Consider the following 17,831-nt stretch of genomic DNA (forward strand, 5'->3'; position numbering starts at 1 on the left):
GGCACCCGCGCGCAGACAACCGCGGTGGCGCGTGCCGGGATCGTGGCGCGACCGCGCTGCGACCCTCGAGATGGGATCGTTACGCACAGGGGATAATGCGCAGCCCCGCCTCCCTCGCGCCGCTTCGCCGTGCTGATCGCCTTCAACAAGCCGTTCAACGTGCTGTGCCAGTTCACCGACCGCAGCGCCACGCCGCGGCCGACGCTGGCCGGCTTCGGGCTGCCCGGGGATGTCTACGCCGCCGGCCGGCTCGACTACGACAGCGAAGGTCTGCTGCTGCTCACCGACGAGGGCGCGCTGGCGCATCGGCTGACAGATCCGCGCCACAAGCAGGACAAGACCTACTGGGTGCAGGTGGAGGGCGCGCCGCGGCCCGACCAGCTGCAGGCGCTGAGCAACGGCGTGGTGTTGAACGACGGCCCCACCCTGCCCGCGCGCGCGGCCCTGCTCGATCCGCCGCCGGCGCTGTGGCCGCGCGATCCGCCGGTGCGGGTGCGCAAGACCGTGCCCGATGCATGGCTGGCGCTGACGCTGCGCGAGGGCCGCAACCGGCAGGTGCGGCGCATGACCGCGGCGGTGGGGCTGCCCACCCTGCGGCTGGTGCGCGTGGCGATGGGCGGCATCGCGCTGGACGGGCTCCAGCCGGGGCAGTGGCGCGTCGTGCGGGGCTGAGATCGTCGAGGCCTGAAACGAAGACACCCGGCCATGCGCCGGGTGTCGGATGAAAAGCTGGCTCGGCCGCCGCGACCGCGCTCGCGGCACGACGGCCGAGGACTCAGCGTGAAACCTTCAGTCCTTGGCCGGGGTCGCCTTCGGCGCCACGCGGCTGTAGCGGGTCGAGCGCGAGCGCACGCCGGCGTTGCCGCGGGTGGTCGCCGGCTCCAGGCGACGCGCGCTGCCGTTGAGCGGCTGCCCCTGCTTTTCCCTGTACTTGCGATAGACGGCGTAGCCGATCAGGCCCACGCCCACCGCGGCGGCGGCGCCCACGGCCACCGGATTGCGCTTGACGAAGTTGCCGGCGACCTTGCCGCCGGTGCGCACCGCGCCCAGCGCGGCACTGCTCTTGAACAGCTTGGCGGCCTTGGAGCTGCGCGAGGGCAACAGGTCGCGGGCGCTGCTGCCGGCATGACGCAGGCCATCGCCTGCCTGGTGGACCAGATCCAGGGCGGTTTCCAGGGCGCGATCGCTGATGTCGGAGAACTTGCTCATGGGGAACCCCTTGGGTGATGACAGGCGACCAGTGTCCCGGCGGCGGTGTGGAAGGCTTGTGTGCGCAGTGCCGCGAGGCCTGCCGCAGGCTGAATGCCGGGATTCGCTGATTTAGCTTGGTGGGGTGGGAGCCGCCATGGCGGCGAGGGGCTTACCGGGAAAGCTTCATCGCCGCCATGGCGGCTCCCACGGAAGCGACGCGCTCCAGAACAGACGGCTCAGGTTCCGCGCGGCTTGGCGCGGTGGGTGGCGGTGGCGCTCCAGGGGTCGTCGGGCCAGGGATGGCGGGGATAGCGGCCCTTCATTTCCTTGCGCACCTCGGCATAGGTGTTGGCCCAGAAGCTGCGCAGGTCCTGGGTGACCTGCAGCGGCTTGCCGCCCGGCGAGAGCAGGTGCAGGGTCAGCGGCACGCGCCCGTCGGCGATGCGCGGGGTATCGCCCAGGCCGAACAGTTCCTGCAGCTTGACCGCCAGCACCGGCGCGCGCGGGCTGCCGTCGTGTTCCAGGCCGTAGTCGATGGGCCGCTCCAGGCCGGAGGGCACGGCGATGCGGGTGGGCGCCAGGGTGTCGATGCGCTGGCGCAGGGACCAGTCCAGGCCGGACTTGAGCGCCTCGCCCAGCGTGGCCTCGTCCAGCGCGTCCAGGCGCGTCTTGCCGGTGAAGGCGGGCCGGAGCCATTGGTCCAGCGTGGCCAGCAGCGCCGCGTCGGACCGGTCGGGCAGGTCCAGTTCGGGCATCCAGGCGCGCAGGCTCTGCACGCGCGCCTGCCACTGGCGCAGGCCCGGCGTCCACGGCAGCGCCTCCAGGCCGAGTTCGCGCACGGCCTCGGTCAGCGCGCCGGCGGCCTGCGCCGGATCGACGCGGCCGGCCGGACGCGCGTCCAGCACGATGGCGTCGAAGCGCGCCTCGCGCTGGGCCACCAGCGCGCGCCGGTCCGCGTCCCAGCGCACGTGGTCGCCGGTGGAGAAGCGCTCGGGAAAGGCCTGCCGCAGCGCGGCCTCGTCCACCGGCGCGCCGCGCAGGATCAGGCCGTCGCGCGCCTCGAAGCGCAGCTCGCTGGCCACGATCCACGGCTCGCCGCGCAGGCTGCTGTCGTCGAACAGGCGCGCGGTGCGGCCGTTGCTCAGCGCATAGCGCAGCGGATCGGTCGCGTGGCGGAAGCCGATGCGGTCGGGGAAGGCGTGGATGAGCAGATCGCCGAGCACGTGCGCGTCCAGTTCGGCCGGGGCGCTGGCGTCCTCGCGCACGCGGCGGCGCCACTGGCGCGCGGCGGCATCGATGGTCGCCAGGCCGCCGCGGTGCGCATCGCCCGCCACGCGCCCGTTGCGGAACGCCGCGAGCGCACGCCAGCGCGCGGCCAGGCCATCGCCGGCCTGGCGCAATGGATCGCGCGCCTCGATCATGGCGGCCAGGTCGCAGGCCAGCGCGCGCAGCGGCCCGGCGGGCGCGGCCAGCAGCATCGCCGCCAGGCGCGGATGCGTGCCCAGGCGCAGCATCCGCCGCCCGGTCTCGGTGATGGTGCCGGCCTGGCTCAGCGCGCCGAGCTTGCGCAGCAGATCGCGCGCGGCGGCCAGCGCGCCGGCCGGCGGCGGGTCGGGGAAGCGCAGCGCGTCACTGCCCCAGGCGGCCAGTTCCAGCGCCAGCGCGGCCAGTTCGACCTGGGCCAGCTCCGGGCGGCGCTGCGGTTCGAGCCGCTGCGAGGCCGGCCACAGCCGCCAGGCGACGCCCTCGGCCACGCGCCCGGCGCGGCCGGCGCGCTGATCGGCCGAGGCCTGGGCGATGCTCACCACGTCCAGCCGCGAGAAGCCGCTGTTGGGATCGAAGCGCGGCTCGCGCGCCAGGCCGCTGTCGATCACTACGCGCACGCCGGGCAGGGTCACCGACGACTCGGCCACGTTGGTGGCCAGCACGACGCGGCGGCGGCCGTCGGGATCGGGCTGCAGCACTTCGGACTGGCGCTCGACCGGCAACTCGCCATGCAGGGCCAGCACGTGCGCCTGGCCCAGCGCCGGGCTGTGGCCCAGCGCGGCCTCGACCTTGCCGATCTCGCGCTGCCCGGGCAGGAACACCAGCAGGTCGCCGGGCTGCTCGGCCAGCGCCTGCTCGATCGCGCGGCGCGCCTGCGACTCCAGCGCCTCGTCGCGGCGCGCGGGGAAGTGCGACACCGCCACCGGGAAGCTGCGCCCGGCGCTGGTCAGCCGCGGCGCGTCCAGCCACTGCGACAGGCGCTCGCCATCCAGCGTCGCCGACATCACCACGATGCGCAGGTCTTCGCGCAGGCCGGCCTGCACGTCCAGCGCCAGGGCCAAGCCGAGGTCGCCGGCCAAGTGGCGCTCGTGGAATTCGTCGAACAGCAGCGCGCCGACGCCTTCCAGCAGCGGGTCGTCCTGCAGTATGCGGGTGAGGATGCCTTCGGTCACCACCTCGATCCGCGTGCGCGGGCCGACCCTGTTCTCGAAGCGGATGCGATAGCCGACGGTCTCGCCCACCGCTTCGCCCAGCTGCCGGGCCATGAAACCGGCGGCAGCACGCGCGGCCACGCGCCGCGGTTCGAGCATCACGATCCGGCGGCCTTCCAGCCACGGCGCGTCGAGCAGGGCCAGCGGCACCTGGGTGGTCTTGCCGGCGCCGGGCGGGGCCTCAAGCACCAGGCGCGGATGGTCGGCCAGCGAGGCGGTGATCTGCGGCAGCAGCGAAGCGATGGGAAAGGACGGTGCGGACATCGCGCACAGGATAAGGCGCGCGGCGGGCACGCCCTACAATGGCCTCCCCCACGTTCGTGCGCCACGCTCCATGCAGCTCATCGACATCGGTGCCAACCTCACCCACGAGTCCTTCGACCGCGACCGCGACGCCGTGCTGCAGCGCGCCCGCGCGGCCGGCGTGGCCCAGCTGGTGATCACCGGCGCCAGCCGCGAGCATTCGCCCAAGGCGCTGGACCTGGCGCACGCGCATCCGGGCGTGCTGTTCGCCACCGCCGGCGTGCATCCGCATCACGCGGTCGAATACACCGAGGAGTGCGACGCGGAGATGCGCGCCCTGCTCGCCCAGCCGGAAGTGGTGGCCGTGGGCGAATGCGGGCTGGACTACAACCGCGACTTCTCGCCGCGCCCGGCGCAGCGGCGCGCGTTCGAGCGCCAGCTGCAGACCGCGGTGGACACCGGCAAGCCGCTGTTCCTGCACCAGCGCGATGCGCATGCGGACTTCATGGCGATCATGAAGCAGTTCGACGGCCGGCTGCCGGCGGCGGTGGTGCATTGCTTCACCGGCACGCGCGAGGAGCTGTTCGACTACCTCGACCAGGACTGGCACATCGGCATCACCGGCTGGCTGTGCGACGAGCGCCGCGGCGCGCACCTGCGCGAGCTGGTCCCCGGCATCCCGGCGCAGCGGCTGATGATCGAGACCGACGCGCCCTACCTGCTGCCGCGCACGCTCAGGCCGCTGCCGAAGGACCGGCGCAACGAGCCGGCCTTCCTGCCGCACATCGCCGCGGAACTGGCGCGCGACCGCGGCGAGGACGCGGACCGTACCGCGCAGGCGACCACCGCCACCGCGCGTGCCTTCTTCCGCCTGCCCGGGGACTGACGACCGGCGCTAGGACTCGACCTTGTCGTCCTCGCGCTTGGCATCGGCCATCGCCTCGGGCTCCAGCTCCTCGGCGGCGCGGTTGAAGCGTACGAACACGCCCCAGGACACCAGCAGCAGCGCCGCGGTGGCGCCGATCGACGCCGCGTAGGGCAGCTGGTCGGGCGCCTCGTGCGCCATCTCGAACACCGACACCAGCGTCTCGATCGACAGCGCGATCACCACCACCACCATGAAGCGCGACAGGTAGCGGCGCACGCGCGTGGGCCCGCTGACCTTGACGTCGCGCAGCACCTCTTCCTCGAAGATCGTCTGGCCCAGCTCGATCGACACCAGCGCGATGGTCAGCAGGCCGACGCACTCAAGCACGGTGTTGAAGCGCGCCCGCATGTCCGCCCCGGCCGGCGCCTGGACCAGGCCGTGCCACAGCTCCTGCGCGGCCAGCCACAGCAGGGCCACGCCGCACAGCACGAACATGAGGATCACCAGCACGTGGCCGGCCTTGAACAACCCGGACAAGCCTTTCATCGGCACCGCTCCCCCCTTGGACGCAACGCCGCGCAGCATCGGCAGTCGCGCGTGGCGGCGGCGCGAAGGACCTCAGGCGCGCTGCGCGGCGTAGACCTGCAGGTGGATCCAGGCCGTCTCCAGGCGCGGCGCGCGCAGGCCGGCATGGGCGGCGCGATGGACCATGTCGCCGACGATGTGCGCGGCTTCCACGCGCTGGCCGGCCTGCAGGTCGCGCAGCATCGAGGCGGTCAGCGACGAGCCGGGCTGGGTGAGCACTTCCAGCATCGAGGCCTGCGCGGCCTCGGGGACCTGGCTTCCGGATGCGGCCGCCACGTCCAGGCATTCGCGGTACAGGCTGGTCATGAAGTCGCGGCCGCCCTCGCAGGCCACGATCGCGCCGACGCTGCCGCGCATCAGGCAGGCCGACGCGGCCAGCGCGGCGAGGAAGGTGTACTTGGTCCACTGCGCCACGGCGATGTCGCTGCGTGCCTCGTACTGCACGCCGGCCTGCGCCAGCGCCGCGGCCAGCGCCTGCACGCGCGGCGTGTCGCCGCGGCCGTCGCGCTCGCCGAAGGTGACCGAGGCCACCTTGCCCAGGTGCACGATCTGACCCTGCTCGCCCTTCATGGCGCTGATGAAGCACAGCCCGCCCAGCACCTTGTCGGCCCCGAAGCGCGCATCCAGCGCCGCATAGTGCAGCAGGCCGTTGAGGATCGGCAGCACCGTGGTGTCCGCGCCGACCGCCGGGGCGATGGCGTCGAGTGAACTGTCCAGGTCGTAGGCCTTGCAGCTCAGCAGCGCCAGGTCGAAGGGCTGCCGCGCGGCCAGCGCGGGCAATGCCTCGGCGGTGACGGCAGCCACGTCCAGGCGCGCATCGCCCAGCGGGCTCTGGATCACCAGGCCGTCGCGGGCCAGCTGCGCGGCACGCGCCGGGCGCACCAGAAAGGTCACGTCGACCCCGGCCTGCGCCAGGCGGCCGCCGAAGTAGCCGCCGGTGCCGCCGGCCCCCAACACCAGGATGCGCATGCCTCGCCTCTTACTCAGTCAACGGCAGGCATGTAAGCACGCGGGCGCGGGATGCGCCAACGGGCGTGGAGCCTGGCCGGCATGACCGTCACTGCTTGACCAGTTCGACGCGGCGGTTCTTCGCCTTGCCGTCCTCGCTGGCGTTGTCGGCCACCGGATCGGCCTCGCCGAAGCCGGCGGCGGACAGGCGCGCGGCCTCGATACCTTGCGCGGTCAGCGCGGCCACCACCGCCTTGGCGCGGCCCTCGGACAGCGCCTTGTTGTGCGCCGGATCGCCGGTGTTGTCGGTGTAGCCGTTGACCGCCAGCTTCAGCGCCGGATCGTCCTTGAGCAGCTGCACGACCTGGGCGATCTGCGGCTGCGAGTCGGGCAGGATGTCGGTCTTGTCCGTGGCGAAGTTGACCTGCAGCGCGACCTTGCCGGCCTTGTCGATCTGTGCCTTGAGCTCGCTGGCGGGCAGCAGGCCGGCGGTGATCTGCAGCGGCTTGGTCTCGGCGATCAGCAGCCCGGCGCCGAACTGATAGCTGCACAGGTGGATCCAGATGTCGCGGTCGGCGCGATGAACGACGAACACCTGTACGGGGTTGTTGTAGAAGTCGCCCAGGCCATCGACGAAACGGGTGGCCGGATCACCGCGCCAGGCCTTGAGCTGGTCGCGCGCCTCGGCCGGGATCTGTCCATCGAAGATCTTGCGGCCACCCATCGCCGCCACCGCGGCCTCGATGTTGCGGGTCAGCTCCAGCTGCGAGAAGGTCTTGTCCTGGACCGCGCTGACGTTGGTCCACCAGATCCGGCCTTCCACCGGCTCGAGCCGGTCGCCGGTCCACAGCGGCACCTGGTCGAACTCGGCCAGCTCCGCCTTGTTGGTCGGCACATAGCCATCGGGCAGCTTGAGGTAGGGGAAGTCGCCCAGGGGCACGCTCGACACCGGCAGGCTGGACGCGTCGAAGGCCTTGGCCGCGGGCGGCGCGGCATCCTTCGGCGCGGCGGCGGCCGGCTCGGTCGGCGTACTGGCCGCGGGGGCGGCGGCGTCCTGCGCTGGCCGCTGCGGCTTGCACGCCGCCAGCGCCAGCGCGCCGCCCAGCACCGCCACGGTCAAGACCACCTGCCTCATGTCGCACTCCTTCGCCTTGGGATGGCCGGCAAGTGTAGTGCGCCGCTGCTCACGCCGGGCACCAGCACCGGGCCATGCAGCGATGGCCGCCAGGGCCGTCTGAAGGCCAAGCTGCGATCACGGCAGACGCCGCTGCTGACGCCTCCAATGCGGGTCGTTGGCCCTTGCACGCTGCCGCTGTGGTTTCCAGCGGCGCGTACCGCCAGGCGCGTCGTGCGAGGCAGCTGGCGCGTTCGCCGGCTCAGCCTGCTTCCGCCGCCCATTGCAGCGCATCCGCGCCGGCCGGCAGATACAGCGGCGCCGACGGATCGGTCGCCGCGCGCCAGACGGCCTCGGCCACGTCCTGCATGCGCGTCCCCGGACCGGTGGATTCGGCCATCCGCGCGATGGTGTGGCGCATGAAGTCGCCATAGACCGCATCGTCCATGCCGCGCAGGCGGGTGCGGGCGGTGTCGCGGAAGCGCGTCTCGCCCGAGGATCCCGGCAGCACGAGGCGCACGCGCACGCCGAAGGGTTCGACCTCACCCGCCAGCGACTCGGTGAAGGCATTCACCGCCGCCTTGGCCGCGCGGTAGACGCCGACCAGCGGCAAGGGCTTGTAGGTGACGCTGGAGGTGATGTTCACCACGACGCCGGCGCCGCGCGCGCGCATCTGCGGCAACACCGCCCGGGTGAGCGCCATCGTGCCGAAGGTGTTGGCATCGAACAGCGCGCGCACGGTATCCATGTCCGTCAGTTCGAACGGGGCGGGCGCGCCGAAGCCGGCGTTGTTGACCAGCACGTCGATCGGGCCTGCCGCCGCGACGGCCGCGCGGATGCTCTGCGCATCGGTGACGTCCAGCGGCAGTACGCGCAGCTGCGCCGAGGGCGGCAACAGGTCTTCGCGCGGCGTGCGCATGGTGGCGAGTACCCGCCAGTCGCGGGCGAGGAAGTAGCGTGCGGTCTCCAGGCCGAAGCCGGAGGAACATCCGGTGATCAGGACGGTCTTCAAGGGAATTCCTTTGCGCGTGGACAGGCCGCAACGATAGATCGCCATCCTCGTACTCGCTACGATCCACAGTCCCCGATTCGTTTGCGAGCGTCCAGAAATGGTGGATCCGTTGGCCGAGGTGGTCACGCTGCTGCAGCCGGCCGCCCGGTTCTCCAAGTACGTGGTCGGTGCCGGCGCCTGGCGCATCCGGCGCTCGGACGCCGGGCAGCCCTTCTACTGCGCGGTGCTGGAGGGCGGTTGCCACATGGCGCTCGACGGCGGCGCGCCGATCCTGCTGCAGGCGGGCGACTTCGTCCTGGTGCCCGCGGCTCACCGCCTCACGATGTCCAGCCTTGCGCCGCACGCGGAGGTGGCCGAGACCACGCCGACCGCGGTGGCGGACGGCGAGTTCCGGATCGGCACGCAGGACGGCCCGATCGACCTGCGCATCCTGGCCGGGCACTGCAGCTTCGGCTCGCCGGACGCGGCGCTGCTGGTCTCGCTGCTGCCGCGGATGGTCTATGTGCACGGCGAGCAACGGCTCGCCACGCTGGTCCAGTTGGTGCGCGAGGAGTCGCGCGAGGCGCGGCCCGCACGCGAGGTCGTGCTCGCGCGCCTGCTGGAAGTGCTGCTCATCGAAGCGCTGCGTTCGGCCGCGGGCACGGCGGCGTCGCCGGGCCTGGCGCGCGGGTTGGCCGATCCGCGCCTGGCCGTGGCGATCCGCGCCATGCACGCGCAACCCACGCGCGCATGGACGGTGGGGGTGCTGGCGAAGGAAGCCGCCTTGTCGCGCTCGACATTCTTCGAGCGCTTCGGCCGCACGGTGGGCATGGCGCCGATGGAATACCTGCTCGCCTGGCGCATGGCCCTGGCCAAGGATCTGCTGCGCCGCAATGAGTTCGGCATCGCCGACATCGCCGCGCGGGTCGGCTACAGCTCCGCGAGCACCTTCAGCGTCGCCTTCGCGCGCCACGTGGGACAGCCGCCGACGCAGTACGCGCGGGCGAGCGCTCGCGGCCCCGAGCCGGGCGAGCCTTCGTTCTCCGGGCAGGTCGGGGACATGGCGTAGGCGCGCGGCGCGGCTTCTCGCTTCCGGACGCCTGGCATGCGACGACTGGCCCGTGCCGCGATCAGGCCGGGCAGCGCATCCACGCCGCCGGCGCCAACGCGCCGCCGCTCACCCAGGGCGCCGAGGGGCCAGCCTTCGCTGACGCGCGGCCCCGCGCGTCAGCTGCGCAGGCCCACGCCGCGCTTGAGCAGATACAGGCCCAGCGCGGCCAGCGCGACGACGAAGCCCAGCATCAGCGCATAGGCCACCCACAGCGGCACGTCCGAGCTGCCCAGCAGGCCGTAGCGGAAGGCGTTGACCATGTAGAAGATCGGGTTGAGGTGGGTGGCCGCCTCGGCCCAGCCCGGCAGCAGCTTGACCGAATAGAACACGCCGCCCAGATAGGTCAGCGGGGTCAGGATGAAGGTCGGCACGATGGCGATGTCGTCGAACTTCCTGGCGTAGGCCGCATTGACGAAGCCGGCCAGCGAGAAGATGGTCGCGCCCAGCAGCACGGTGCTCAGCGTCACCAGCGGATGCGGCACGCGCACCGGGGTGAAGAACATCGCGATCGCCAGGACGATGGCGCCGACCATCAGCCCGCGCAGTACCGCGCCGGCCACGTAGCCCAGCAGGATCACCCAGTTGGGCATCGGGCTGACCAGCAGCTCCTCGACGTGGCGTCCGAACTTGGCGCCGAAGAAGCTGGAGGAGATGTTGCCGTAGCTGTTCTGGATGACGCTCATCATCACCAGGCCCGGCACGATGAACTGCATGTAGGAGTAGCCGCCCATGTCGCCGATCTTCGAGCCGATCAGGCCGCCGAAGATCAGGAAGTACAGCGTCATCGTGATCGCCGGCGGCACCAGGGTCTGGCCCCAGATGCGCAGGATGCGGGCGACCTCGCGGCGGGTGATGGTCCACAGCGCGGTCAGGTTGCGGCGGGCGTTGCTGGTGGTCGGCACCAGGGTCGGGGTGCTGCTCATGCGGTGGTCTCCTGCGCGGCGGCGGGCGCAGCGGTCATGCGGACAAACAGCTCCTCGAGCCGGTTGGACTTGGTGCGCATCGAGCGCACGCGGATGCCGGCCTCGTCGAGCGCGTCGAACACGCGGTTGAGCTCCATCTGCCGCGGCATGTCCAGGTCCAGCGTGTGCGGGTCGGCGGCCAGCAGGGTGGCGCCCTCGATCACCGGCAGCTGCGCCGGCAGTTCGCCATCGATGTCCAGCAGGAAGCCTTCCACGTCCAGCTGCGCCAGCAGCGCGCGCATCGGCCCCTGCTGGACGATGCGGCCGTGGTTGATGATCGCCAGGTTGCGGCACAGGCTCTCGGCTTCCTCCAGGTAGTGCGTGGTCAGGATGATCGTGGTGCCGGCGGCATTGATCTCGCGCAGCGTCTTCCACATGCCGCGGCGGATCTCGATGTCCACGCCGGCGGTGGGTTCGTCCAGGATCAGCAGGCGCGGGCGGGTCATCATGGCGCGGGCGATCATCAGCCGCCGCTTCATGCCGCCGGACAGCGTGCGGCTCATCAGGAAGGCCTTGTCCCACAGCTGCGCGCGCTTGAGCTCCTCTTCCGCGCGGGGCACCGCCTCGTCGCGCGGGATGCCGTAGAAGCCGGCGTAGTTGACCAGGATGTCGAAGGGCTTCTCGAACAGGTTGAAGTTGATCTCCTGCGGCACCAGGCCGATCAGGCGCATGGCCGCGTCGCGGTGCGCGACCAGGTCGGTGCCGAACACCTGCACCTGCCCGGAGGTCTTGTTGACAAGCGAGGAGATGATGCCGATCAGGGTGGACTTGCCGGCGCCGTTGGGCCCGAGCAGGGCGAAGAAATCGCCGGGCTCCACGCTCAGCGACACGCCCTTGAGCGCCTCGACGCCGTTGTCGTAGCGCTTTTTCAGATCGACGATGGACAGCGCCGGGACGGGCCCGGCGACAGGGGGAAGCGAGGTCATGGGAGGCCTTGGCGCGGGCGTCGGGCCCGCCTGACGGACAGACGCCTATTATAGGTCCCCCGCCCCGGTCGCTCCGGGCATCAGACCGTTCCACGCCTTGGCCATCGCGCAGTTTCCGCTGGAATTCATCGCCCGCCGCATGCTGGCCCCGAGCGTGGGCCATTACGTGTTCCGCCGCGCCGACGCGGCGACGCTGGACTTCATCCCCGGGCAGTTCATCCAGGTGCACTTCACCATGGCCGACGGTAGCGCGGCCCGGCGCAGCTACTCGCTGGCCAACGTGCGCGCGCCCGGCGCGGCGGCCGACGGCACGGTGGAGATGGCGGTGAGCTACGTGCCGGGCGGCGCGGCCACGGCGCTGTTCGAGGCGCTGACGCCGGGGCAGCTGGTGCAGGCGAGCGGACCGTTCGGCCGCTTCACCCTGCAGCCGGGCGATGCCAACGCGCGCTATGTGCTGATCGCCACCGGCACCGGCGTGACGCCATATCGGGCCATGCTGCCGGCGCTGGCCGCGGCCATGGCCGGGCGCGGCGTCGAAGTGGTGCTGCTGCAGGGCGCGCGCACCTTGGGCGAGCTGCTCTATCACGACGAGTTCGCCGCCTTCGCCGCCGCGCACCCGGGCTTCTCCTACCTGCCCTGCCTCTCGCGCGAGCAGCAGGCCGGCGCCCAGCACGGCTATGTGCAGCAGGCGCTGCCGGGCATCGCGCCCGACCCGACCCGCGACATCGCCTACCTGTGCGGCAACCCGGACATGGTCGACGCCTGCTTCGAGGCGCTGAAGGCCCACGGCCTGCCGATCCCGCAGATCCGCCGCGAGAAATACGTCAGCTCCAAGTAGGGCCTGGCCGCGGTGTAAAGCGTGCTTGACACGGTGCCGGCTTCGCGCGCAGGATGGTGTCAACCTTCCTTGACATCGCGCCTCGCATGGACACCGCTCCGTTGCACGACCGCGCCCAGGCGCGCCGCCTCCCGCCACAGGCCGAGCACGCCGATGAATGACCAGACCACACCCGCGCCGCGCTCGCTGCGCTGGCGCCTGCCGCTGATCGCGGCCCTGGCCGCCGCGGTGGCGGTGCTGGCGCTGGTGCCGGGCCTGCTGCCCACGCTCAGCGCCGACGGGCGGCAGACGCTGCTGGGCATGGCGGCGGGCATGGGCACCGCGCTGGCCGTGCTGCTGCTGGTGCTGCTGATCCCCGGGGCCCGGCGCACCTACTTCCTGCTGCTGGAGGCCCGCGAGCAGGGCGCCTGCGCCGATCGTCGCGTGCGCTGGTTCAACGGCATCGCCCTGGCGCTGTACGTGCTGCTGGTGCTGCTGGCGCGGTGGGGCGTGCCGCAGACCGCCTCGCCGGTGCAGGTGCTGGTGCTGGGCGCGCTGCCCCTGCTGGCGATGGGCCTGTTCGTGGCGGCCACCCTGCTGCGCCTGCGCCAGCTGGACGAGCTGATGCGCAAGCTGGAGGTGGAAAGCTGGGCGCTGGCCGCGCTGCTGGTGTCGCAGGGCTACTTCGTCGCCTGGGTGCTGATGCGCCTCGGGCTGATCCGGATCGACGCCGGCAACGCGCTGCTGTGGCTGGGGGTGTGGCTGATGCTGGTGCAGGTGGTGGTCTACACCTGGCAGCTGCGCAAGTACCTGTGAACAGCCGCGTGCGCGAACTACGCGAGGCGCGCGGCTGGTCGCAGGCGGCGCTGGGCGAACGCCTGGGCGTGTCGCGCCAGACCATCAACTCGATTGAGACCGGCAAGTACGACCCGAGCCTGCCGCTGGCCTTCCAGATCGCGCGCCTGTTCGGCGAGCCGATCGAGGCGATCTTCCTGTTCGAACCGTAACCGGCGCCGTGCCCGGTCACATCGGCCGGCGCGGCGCGTCATGTCAGCATCCACATCCGGACAACGGATGCCTTCCAAGGAGAGTCCCATGCAACAACGATGGTGGTGGCCGGCCCTGCTGCTGGCGGCCAGCGTCCCGGCGGCGCAGGCGCGCACGCTGGGCACGCTGGAGTTCAAACCCTGCACGCTCAGCGCGCCACTGATGCCGACCTCGGTGGAGGCCCAGTGCGCCACGCTGCAGGTCCCCGAGAACCGCGCCGCGCCCGGCGGGCGCAGGATCGCCCTGCGCATCGGCTGGGTACCGGCGCAGAACGACACCTCGGCCGAGCCCGATCCGGTGTTCATGCTGGCCGGCGGCCCCGGCCAGTCGGCGCTGGACACCTATCCGCAGGTGCAGCCGGCCTTCGCCAAGATCAACGCCAAGCGCCATGTGATCCTGGTCGACCAGCGCGGCACCGGCGGCTCCAATCCGCTGCAGTGCCCGCAGCCGGACAAGGCCCAGTCCATCGACACGCCGGACGCCGCCGCGGCCTACGCCCGCAGCTGCCTGGCGCAGCTGGAGAAGAAGGCCGACCCGCGCTTCTACACCACCGGCGATGCGATCGCCGACCTGGACGCGGTACGCCAGGCCATCGGCGCCGAGCGGATCGACCTGGTGGGCGTGTCCTACGGCACGCGCGTGGCCCAGCAGTACGCGGCCACCTATCCCCGGCACACGCGCGCCATCGTGCTCGACGGCGTGGCGCCCAATTCGCTGGTGCTGGGCAACGAGTTCGCGCAGAACCTGGAAAGCGCGCTGGACCTGCAGTTCGCCCGCTGCGCCAACGACAAGGCCTGCGCCGACAAGCTGGGCAACCCGCGCCAGCGCCTCAACGCGTTGATGCAGACCCTGCGCACGCAGCCGCCGACCGTGACCTTCCGCGATCCGGTCACCGGCGCGGCGCGCCAGGAGACCTTGCACGCCGGCGATGTGGCCGGACTGGTGCGCATGTCAGCCTACATGCCGCTGATGACCGCGACCCTGCCGCTGCAGTTCGCCGAAGCCGCGCAGGGCCGCTACGACACGCTGGCCGCCACGACCAGCCTGATCAGCGGCTCGCTGTCCGATTCGATGGCCATGGGCATGCAGCTGTCGGTGATCTGCGCCGAGGACGGCAGCGAGCTGGCGCCCGATCCCGGGCAGGACGGCTCCCTGCTAGGCAACGCCATCGTCGAGGGGCTCAAGGCGCAGTGCGCGGTATGGCCCAAGGGCACGCGTGCGGCGAACTTTCGCAAGCCGCTGTCCACCGACGTGCCGGCGCTGCTGCTGAGCGGCCAGTTCGATCCGGTGACCCCGCCGCGCTACGGCGCGGAAGTGGCCAAGTCGCTGCCCAATGCGCGCCACCTGGTGCTCAAGGGCCAGGGCCACAACGTCATCGCCGTGGGCTGCGCGCCGCAGCTGCTGGGCCAGTTCCTGGACAAGGCCGACGCCAAGTCGCTGGACGCCAAGTGCCTGGACCGCCTCACCGACACCCCGCCTTTCACCGGCTTCTACGGATGGGACCCATGATCGCCCTGCAGAATCTCCACAAGACCTTCCAATCGAAGAAGACCGTGGTCAAGGCCGTGAGCGGGGTGGACTTCACCGCCGCCGACGGCCAGATCACCGGCCTGCTCGGCCCCAACGGCGCCGGCAAGACCACCACCCTGCGCATGCTCTACACGCTGATGCAGCCCGACCAGGGCCAGGTGCTGATCGACGGCGTGGACGTGGCCGCCGATCCGCAGGCGGCGCGGCGCGCGCTGGGCGTGCTGCCCGACGCGCGCGGCGTGTACAAGCGCCTGACCGCGCGCGAGAACATCGCCTACTTCGGCGCGCTGCACGGGCTGGACAAGGCCACCATCGCCGCGCGCACCGAGCGCCTGGCGCACGCGCTGAACATGACCGACTTCCTGGACCGGCGCACCGAGGGCTTCAGCCAGGGCCAGCGCACCAAGACCGCCATCGCCCGCGCGCTGGTGCACGACCCGCGCAACGTGGTGCTGGACGAGCCGACCAACGGCCTGGACGTGATGACCACCCGCGGCCTGCGCGAGTTCCTCAAGCAGCTGCGCGGCGAAGGCCGCTGCGTGGTGTTCTCCAGCCACATCATGCAGGAGGTGGCCGCACTGTGCGATCGCATCGTGATCATCGCCAAGGGCACGGTGGTGGCCGCCGGCACGCCGGATGAACTGCGCGCGCAGTACGGACACGAGAACCTGGAGGACGCCTTCGTCGAAGCGATCGGCTCGGAGGAGGGCCTGCTGGCATGAACAGCCTGAAGACTTTGTGGGTGGTCATGCGCAAGGAGTTGCTCGACTTCTTCCGCGACCGCCGCACCGTGGCGCTCTCGCTCCTGCTCAGCCCGGTGCTGGTGCCGGTGCTGTTGATCGGGCTGTTCACCCTGACCGAGAACCGCATCCGCGACCTGACCGACAAGCCGCTGGAACTGCCGGTGATCGGCAAGCAGCACGCGCCCAACCTGATCGCCTGGCTGGAAGGCCAGAATGTCACCGTGGTCGATCCCCCGGCCGACGTCGCTGCGGCCATCGCCGAGCAGAAGGCCGACGTGATCCTGCGCATCGGCCAGGACTATGGCGAGAAGTGGCGCAAGAGCGAGCCGGCGCCGGTGGAGATCCTGAGCGACTCAACCCGGCAGAACGCCGAGGTGCCGGTCAAGCGCGTGCAGGCCTTGCTGCGGGCCTACAACAGCCAGGTCGGCGCGCTGCGCCTGCTCGCGCGCGGCGTCAGCCCGGCCGCGGCCGCACCGCTGCAGATCAGCGACACCGACATGGCCTCCGAGGAAGCCAAGCGTGGCCGGCTGGTGGGCGTGCTGCTGCCGTACCTGCTGATCCTCAGCGCCTTCATCGGCGGCGCCTACCTGATCATGGACGGCACCGCCGGCGAGCGCGAACGCCAGTCGCTGGAACCGCTGCTGGCCACGCCCGCCCCGCGCGGCGCGGTGGTCAGCGGCAAGGTCGCCGCCGCCTGCGCGGTGGCGCTGCTGTCGCTGGCGCTGACGCTGCTGATGTTCAAGGTCACCGCGGTGGTCTCGCCCACGGTCGGGCGGCAGATGGCGGTGAGCTTCTCGACCATCGCGCTGCTGCTGCTGATCCTGATGCCGATGGTCTTCATCGGCACCACGCTGCTGACCTATCTGTCGGCCACGGCCAAGAGCATGAAGGAGGCGCAGAGCCACATGAGCTGGCTGATGCTCTTGCCGATGCTGCCCTCGATCGTGCTGATGGTGAACCCGGTCAAGACCCAGCTGTGGCAGTTCGCGGTGCCGTTCCTGGCGCAGAACCAGCTGATCCTGAAGGTCGTGCGCGGCGAGGTCGTCTCGCCGGCGCAATGGGGCATCTATCTGGGCGCCAGCTTCGCCCTGGCCGGGCTGATGTGGTTCCTGGCGGTGCGCCGCTACCGCGGCGAGCAGCTGGCGATTTCCGGCTGAGCCTGCATCGCCTGCAACGAAGAAGGGCCGGCATTGCCGGCCCTTCCTTTTTGCGTTGCCCGGCGCGATCAGCCCGGGTTGAACGCGATCGTGCGGCGCGTGGTGCTGGTGGCGCCGGTGGGCTCGAACTTCCAGCGCTTGACCGCGGTCAGCGCGGCGCGGTCGAACACGCGCGGCGGCGTGGCCTGGACCACGCGCGCGTTGGTGACATCGCCATCGCCGCCGATGGTGATCTCCACCACCACCTGGCCGCTGGTGCCGGCGCGCAGCGCATCCATCGGATAGCGCGGCGGCGGCGCGCTGAGCAGGCGGCGCTCGCCGCCGGAGGCGGCCGGCGTGGCCGGACGCGGCGCGGGTTCCTCGGCCGCCGGCGCGGCGGCGGTCTGCGGGCGTGGCGCGGGCGCGGCGGCCGGCGTGGAGGGCCGGGCGCGCGGGCTCCTCGCGCGGGGCGCGCGGGGGCGCGGCCGGCGTGTCGGCGGCCTGCCGCTGCTGGGCGGCCTGCTCGGCCAGGCGCTGGGCCTCGCGGGTCTTGGCCTCGGCGGCGGCCTTGGCCTTGGCCACCTCGTCGCTGCTCTGCTGGGCCAGCAGCTTCTCGCCGGCGTCGGTGGCCGCCGCCAGGCGCGGCAGGGACGGCGCGTTGGGATCGGCCTTGCGGATCAAGGCCTGCAGGCGCCGGGCTTCGTCGAAGTCCTTGCGGCCGATGCTCTGCTCGGCGGCGATCACCGTGTAGGGCATGAAGTCGGTCAGTGCGCTGGTCACCGCCGGATCGTCGGGCTGCTTGTCGCGCAGGGCCAGGTAGTACTCCACCGCGTTGTCGCCGGCCGGCGCGTACAGGCGGTTCTGGCCGATCGCGCGCGTGGCTGCCGCGCGCAGGTCGTCGGCGCTCATGGCCTGCACGCTCGCGGCGACCGCGGCCTTGGGCGCGGCATCGGCGGCCACGGCCTGGGCCGCGCTCTGCGGATCGGTGGGCGGCGGCGTGCTGGCCGCGGGCGTGGGTGAAGGCTGCTGCGAGCAGGCGGCGAGCCATGCCAGCAGCGCGAATGCGGCCACGGGCCGCAGGGCGGTCGGTGTGAGCTTGGACATTGGTGGTTCCCCCGGGGGCCCGCATGGCGCAGGCCAAG

At 71.8% G+C, this 17,831-nt stretch carries 19 protein-coding genes; 10 read left to right on the forward strand and 9 right to left on the reverse strand.

Annotated features, from left to right (window positions below; all coding sequences use genetic code 11):
• The first annotated feature begins 129 nt into the window (after positions 1-129).
• A complete protein-coding gene (locus tag LAJ50_RS19515; RefSeq protein ID WP_130551530.1) occupies positions 130-672 on the forward strand; it encodes a pseudouridine synthase in 543 nt (180 codons plus the stop codon).
• A 117-nt stretch (positions 673-789) separates the two neighbouring features.
• On the opposite strand, the gene LAJ50_RS19520 is transcribed toward LAJ50_RS19515, so the two are convergent.
• Together LAJ50_RS19520 and hrpB are read right to left on the reverse strand one after the other, a co-directional pair.
• Positions 790-1,209 (reverse strand): hypothetical protein, encoded by a 420-nt coding sequence (locus LAJ50_RS19520; protein WP_130551529.1) that lies wholly within the window; start codon positions 1,207-1,209, stop codon positions 790-792.
• 218 nt (positions 1,210-1,427) lie between these two features.
• The gene (gene hrpB / locus LAJ50_RS19525) at positions 1,428-3,932 is read right to left on the reverse strand and encodes an ATP-dependent helicase HrpB (RefSeq protein WP_224096403.1); all 2,505 of its coding nucleotides are present in this window, start codon (positions 3,930-3,932) and stop codon (positions 1,428-1,430) included.
• A 70-nt stretch (positions 3,933-4,002) separates the two neighbouring features.
• Between hrpB and LAJ50_RS19530 the strand changes: the two genes are divergently transcribed.
• Positions 4,003-4,797: a TatD family hydrolase gene (locus LAJ50_RS19530; protein WP_138655260.1), complete on the forward strand. Its 795-nt coding sequence runs from the start codon at positions 4,003-4,005 to the stop codon at positions 4,795-4,797.
• A gap of 9 nt (positions 4,798-4,806) precedes the next feature.
• Here the strand turns inward: LAJ50_RS19530 and LAJ50_RS19535 are convergent, their stop codons facing one another.
• From LAJ50_RS19535 to LAJ50_RS19550, 4 genes are all read right to left on the reverse strand, one after another.
• Positions 4,807-5,325 carry a hypothetical protein gene (locus tag LAJ50_RS19535; protein ID WP_130551527.1) on the reverse strand — a complete coding sequence of 173 codons (519 nt, stop codon included), beginning with the start codon at positions 5,323-5,325 and terminating at the stop codon, positions 4,807-4,809.
• Between the two features lie 72 nt (positions 5,326-5,397).
• Positions 5,398-6,333 carry a 2-dehydropantoate 2-reductase gene (gene panE, locus LAJ50_RS19540; protein ID WP_138655262.1) on the reverse strand — a complete coding sequence of 312 codons (936 nt, stop codon included), beginning with the start codon at positions 6,331-6,333 and terminating at the stop codon, positions 5,398-5,400.
• Positions 6,334-6,421: 88 nt separating this feature from the next.
• Positions 6,422-7,447 carry an OmpA family protein gene (locus tag LAJ50_RS19545; RefSeq protein ID WP_138655264.1) on the reverse strand — a complete coding sequence of 342 codons (1,026 nt, stop codon included), beginning with the start codon at positions 7,445-7,447 and terminating at the stop codon, positions 6,422-6,424.
• A gap of 241 nt (positions 7,448-7,688) precedes the next feature.
• Complete coding sequence (locus tag LAJ50_RS19550) at positions 7,689-8,438, reverse strand: SDR family oxidoreductase (protein WP_138655266.1); 750 nt, start codon at positions 8,436-8,438, stop codon at positions 7,689-7,691.
• Positions 8,439-8,535: 97 nt separating this feature from the next.
• On the opposite strand from LAJ50_RS19550, the gene LAJ50_RS19555 reads away from it, so the two are divergent.
• Positions 8,536-9,486 carry an AraC family transcriptional regulator gene (locus tag LAJ50_RS19555; protein ID WP_138655268.1) on the forward strand — a complete coding sequence of 317 codons (951 nt, stop codon included), beginning with the start codon at positions 8,536-8,538 and terminating at the stop codon, positions 9,484-9,486.
• A gap of 158 nt (positions 9,487-9,644) precedes the next feature.
• Here the strand turns inward: LAJ50_RS19555 and LAJ50_RS19560 are convergent, their stop codons facing one another.
• Together LAJ50_RS19560 and LAJ50_RS19565 are read right to left on the reverse strand one after the other, a co-directional pair.
• The gene (locus LAJ50_RS19560) at positions 9,645-10,451 is read right to left on the reverse strand and encodes an ABC transporter permease (RefSeq protein ID WP_130551522.1); all 807 of its coding nucleotides are present in this window, start codon (positions 10,449-10,451) and stop codon (positions 9,645-9,647) included.
• On the reverse strand, positions 10,448-11,416 hold the full coding sequence (locus LAJ50_RS19565; RefSeq protein WP_138655270.1) for an ABC transporter ATP-binding protein: 969 nt from the start codon (positions 11,414-11,416) through the stop codon (positions 10,448-10,450). Before LAJ50_RS19565 ends, LAJ50_RS19560 begins: the two co-directional genes overlap by 4 nt.
• 139 nt (positions 11,417-11,555) lie before the next feature.
• Here LAJ50_RS19565 and LAJ50_RS19570 point away from each other — a divergent pair, with 139 nt between their 5' ends.
• From LAJ50_RS19570 to LAJ50_RS19595, 6 genes are all read left to right on the forward strand, one after another.
• On the forward strand, positions 11,556-12,254 hold the full coding sequence (locus LAJ50_RS19570) for an FAD-binding oxidoreductase (protein WP_138655284.1): 699 nt from the start codon (positions 11,556-11,558) through the stop codon (positions 12,252-12,254).
• A gap of 153 nt (positions 12,255-12,407) precedes the next feature.
• On the forward strand, positions 12,408-13,049 hold the full coding sequence (locus tag LAJ50_RS19575; RefSeq protein ID WP_138655272.1) for a hypothetical protein: 642 nt from the start codon (positions 12,408-12,410) through the stop codon (positions 13,047-13,049).
• Positions 13,046-13,240, forward strand: a complete 195-nt coding sequence (locus LAJ50_RS19580) for a helix-turn-helix transcriptional regulator (protein ID WP_130534184.1) — start codon at positions 13,046-13,048, stop codon at positions 13,238-13,240. The genes LAJ50_RS19575 and LAJ50_RS19580 overlap by 4 nt, the downstream gene beginning before the upstream one ends.
• A gap of 88 nt (positions 13,241-13,328) precedes the next feature.
• Positions 13,329-14,789 (forward strand): alpha/beta hydrolase, encoded by a 1,461-nt coding sequence (locus tag LAJ50_RS19585; protein WP_138655274.1) that lies wholly within the window; start codon positions 13,329-13,331, stop codon positions 14,787-14,789.
• Positions 14,786-15,532: an ATP-binding cassette domain-containing protein gene (locus tag LAJ50_RS19590; RefSeq protein ID WP_138655276.1), complete on the forward strand. Its 747-nt coding sequence runs from the start codon at positions 14,786-14,788 to the stop codon at positions 15,530-15,532. Before LAJ50_RS19585 ends, LAJ50_RS19590 begins: the two co-directional genes overlap by 4 nt.
• Complete coding sequence (locus LAJ50_RS19595) at positions 15,529-16,710, forward strand: ABC transporter permease (RefSeq protein WP_138655278.1); 1,182 nt, start codon at positions 15,529-15,531, stop codon at positions 16,708-16,710. The genes LAJ50_RS19590 and LAJ50_RS19595 overlap by 4 nt, the downstream gene beginning before the upstream one ends.
• A gap of 68 nt (positions 16,711-16,778) precedes the next feature.
• Here the strand turns inward: LAJ50_RS19595 and LAJ50_RS19600 are convergent, their stop codons facing one another.
• Complete coding sequence (locus tag LAJ50_RS19600; RefSeq protein ID WP_255613082.1) at positions 16,779-16,988, reverse strand: energy transducer TonB; 210 nt, start codon at positions 16,986-16,988, stop codon at positions 16,779-16,781.
• 58 nt (positions 16,989-17,046) lie between these two features.
• On the opposite strand from LAJ50_RS19600, the gene LAJ50_RS19605 reads away from it, so the two are divergent.
• A complete protein-coding gene (locus LAJ50_RS19605) occupies positions 17,047-17,709 on the forward strand; it encodes a hypothetical protein (RefSeq protein ID WP_224096404.1) in 663 nt (220 codons plus the stop codon).
• Positions 17,710-17,831: the final 122 nt, after the last annotated feature.

It is taken from the genome of Pseudoxanthomonas sp. X-1, from assembly GCF_020042665.1.
Lineage (GTDB): Bacteria > Pseudomonadota > Gammaproteobacteria > Xanthomonadales > Xanthomonadaceae > Pseudoxanthomonas_A > Pseudoxanthomonas_A spadix_A.

Bases quoted from the DNA above. Each gene is read 5' to 3' on its own strand.
- LAJ50_RS19520 (WP_130551529.1), bottom strand. From the start codon at position 1,209: ATGAGCAAGTTCTCCGACATCAGCGATCGCGCCCTGGAAACCGCCCTG.
- hrpB (WP_224096403.1), bottom strand. From the start codon at position 3,932: ATGTCCGCACCGTCCTTTCCCATCGCTTCGCTGCTGCCGCAGATCACC.
- LAJ50_RS19530 (WP_138655260.1), top strand. From the start codon at position 4,003: ATGCAGCTCATCGACATCGGTGCCAACCTCACCCACGAGTCCTTCGAC.
- LAJ50_RS19535 (WP_130551527.1), bottom strand. From the start codon at position 5,325: ATGAAAGGCTTGTCCGGGTTGTTCAAGGCCGGCCACGTGCTGGTGATC.
- panE (WP_138655262.1), bottom strand. From the start codon at position 6,333: ATGCGCATCCTGGTGTTGGGGGCCGGCGGCACCGGCGGCTACTTCGGC.
- LAJ50_RS19545 (WP_138655264.1), bottom strand. From the start codon at position 7,447: ATGAGGCAGGTGGTCTTGACCGTGGCGGTGCTGGGCGGCGCGCTGGCG.
- LAJ50_RS19555 (WP_138655268.1), top strand. From the start codon at position 8,536: ATGGTGGATCCGTTGGCCGAGGTGGTCACGCTGCTGCAGCCGGCCGCC.
- LAJ50_RS19560 (WP_130551522.1), bottom strand. From the start codon at position 10,451: ATGAGCAGCACCCCGACCCTGGTGCCGACCACCAGCAACGCCCGCCGC.
- LAJ50_RS19565 (WP_138655270.1), bottom strand. From the start codon at position 11,416: ATGACCTCGCTTCCCCCTGTCGCCGGGCCCGTCCCGGCGCTGTCCATC.
- LAJ50_RS19570 (WP_138655284.1), top strand. From the start codon at position 11,556: ATGCTGGCCCCGAGCGTGGGCCATTACGTGTTCCGCCGCGCCGACGCG.
- LAJ50_RS19575 (WP_138655272.1), top strand. From the start codon at position 12,408: ATGAATGACCAGACCACACCCGCGCCGCGCTCGCTGCGCTGGCGCCTG.
- LAJ50_RS19585 (WP_138655274.1), top strand. From the start codon at position 13,329: ATGCAACAACGATGGTGGTGGCCGGCCCTGCTGCTGGCGGCCAGCGTC.
- LAJ50_RS19590 (WP_138655276.1), top strand. From the start codon at position 14,786: ATGATCGCCCTGCAGAATCTCCACAAGACCTTCCAATCGAAGAAGACC.
- LAJ50_RS19595 (WP_138655278.1), top strand. From the start codon at position 15,529: ATGAACAGCCTGAAGACTTTGTGGGTGGTCATGCGCAAGGAGTTGCTC.
- LAJ50_RS19600 (WP_255613082.1), bottom strand. From the start codon at position 16,988: ATGGATGCGCTGCGCGCCGGCACCAGCGGCCAGGTGGTGGTGGAGATC.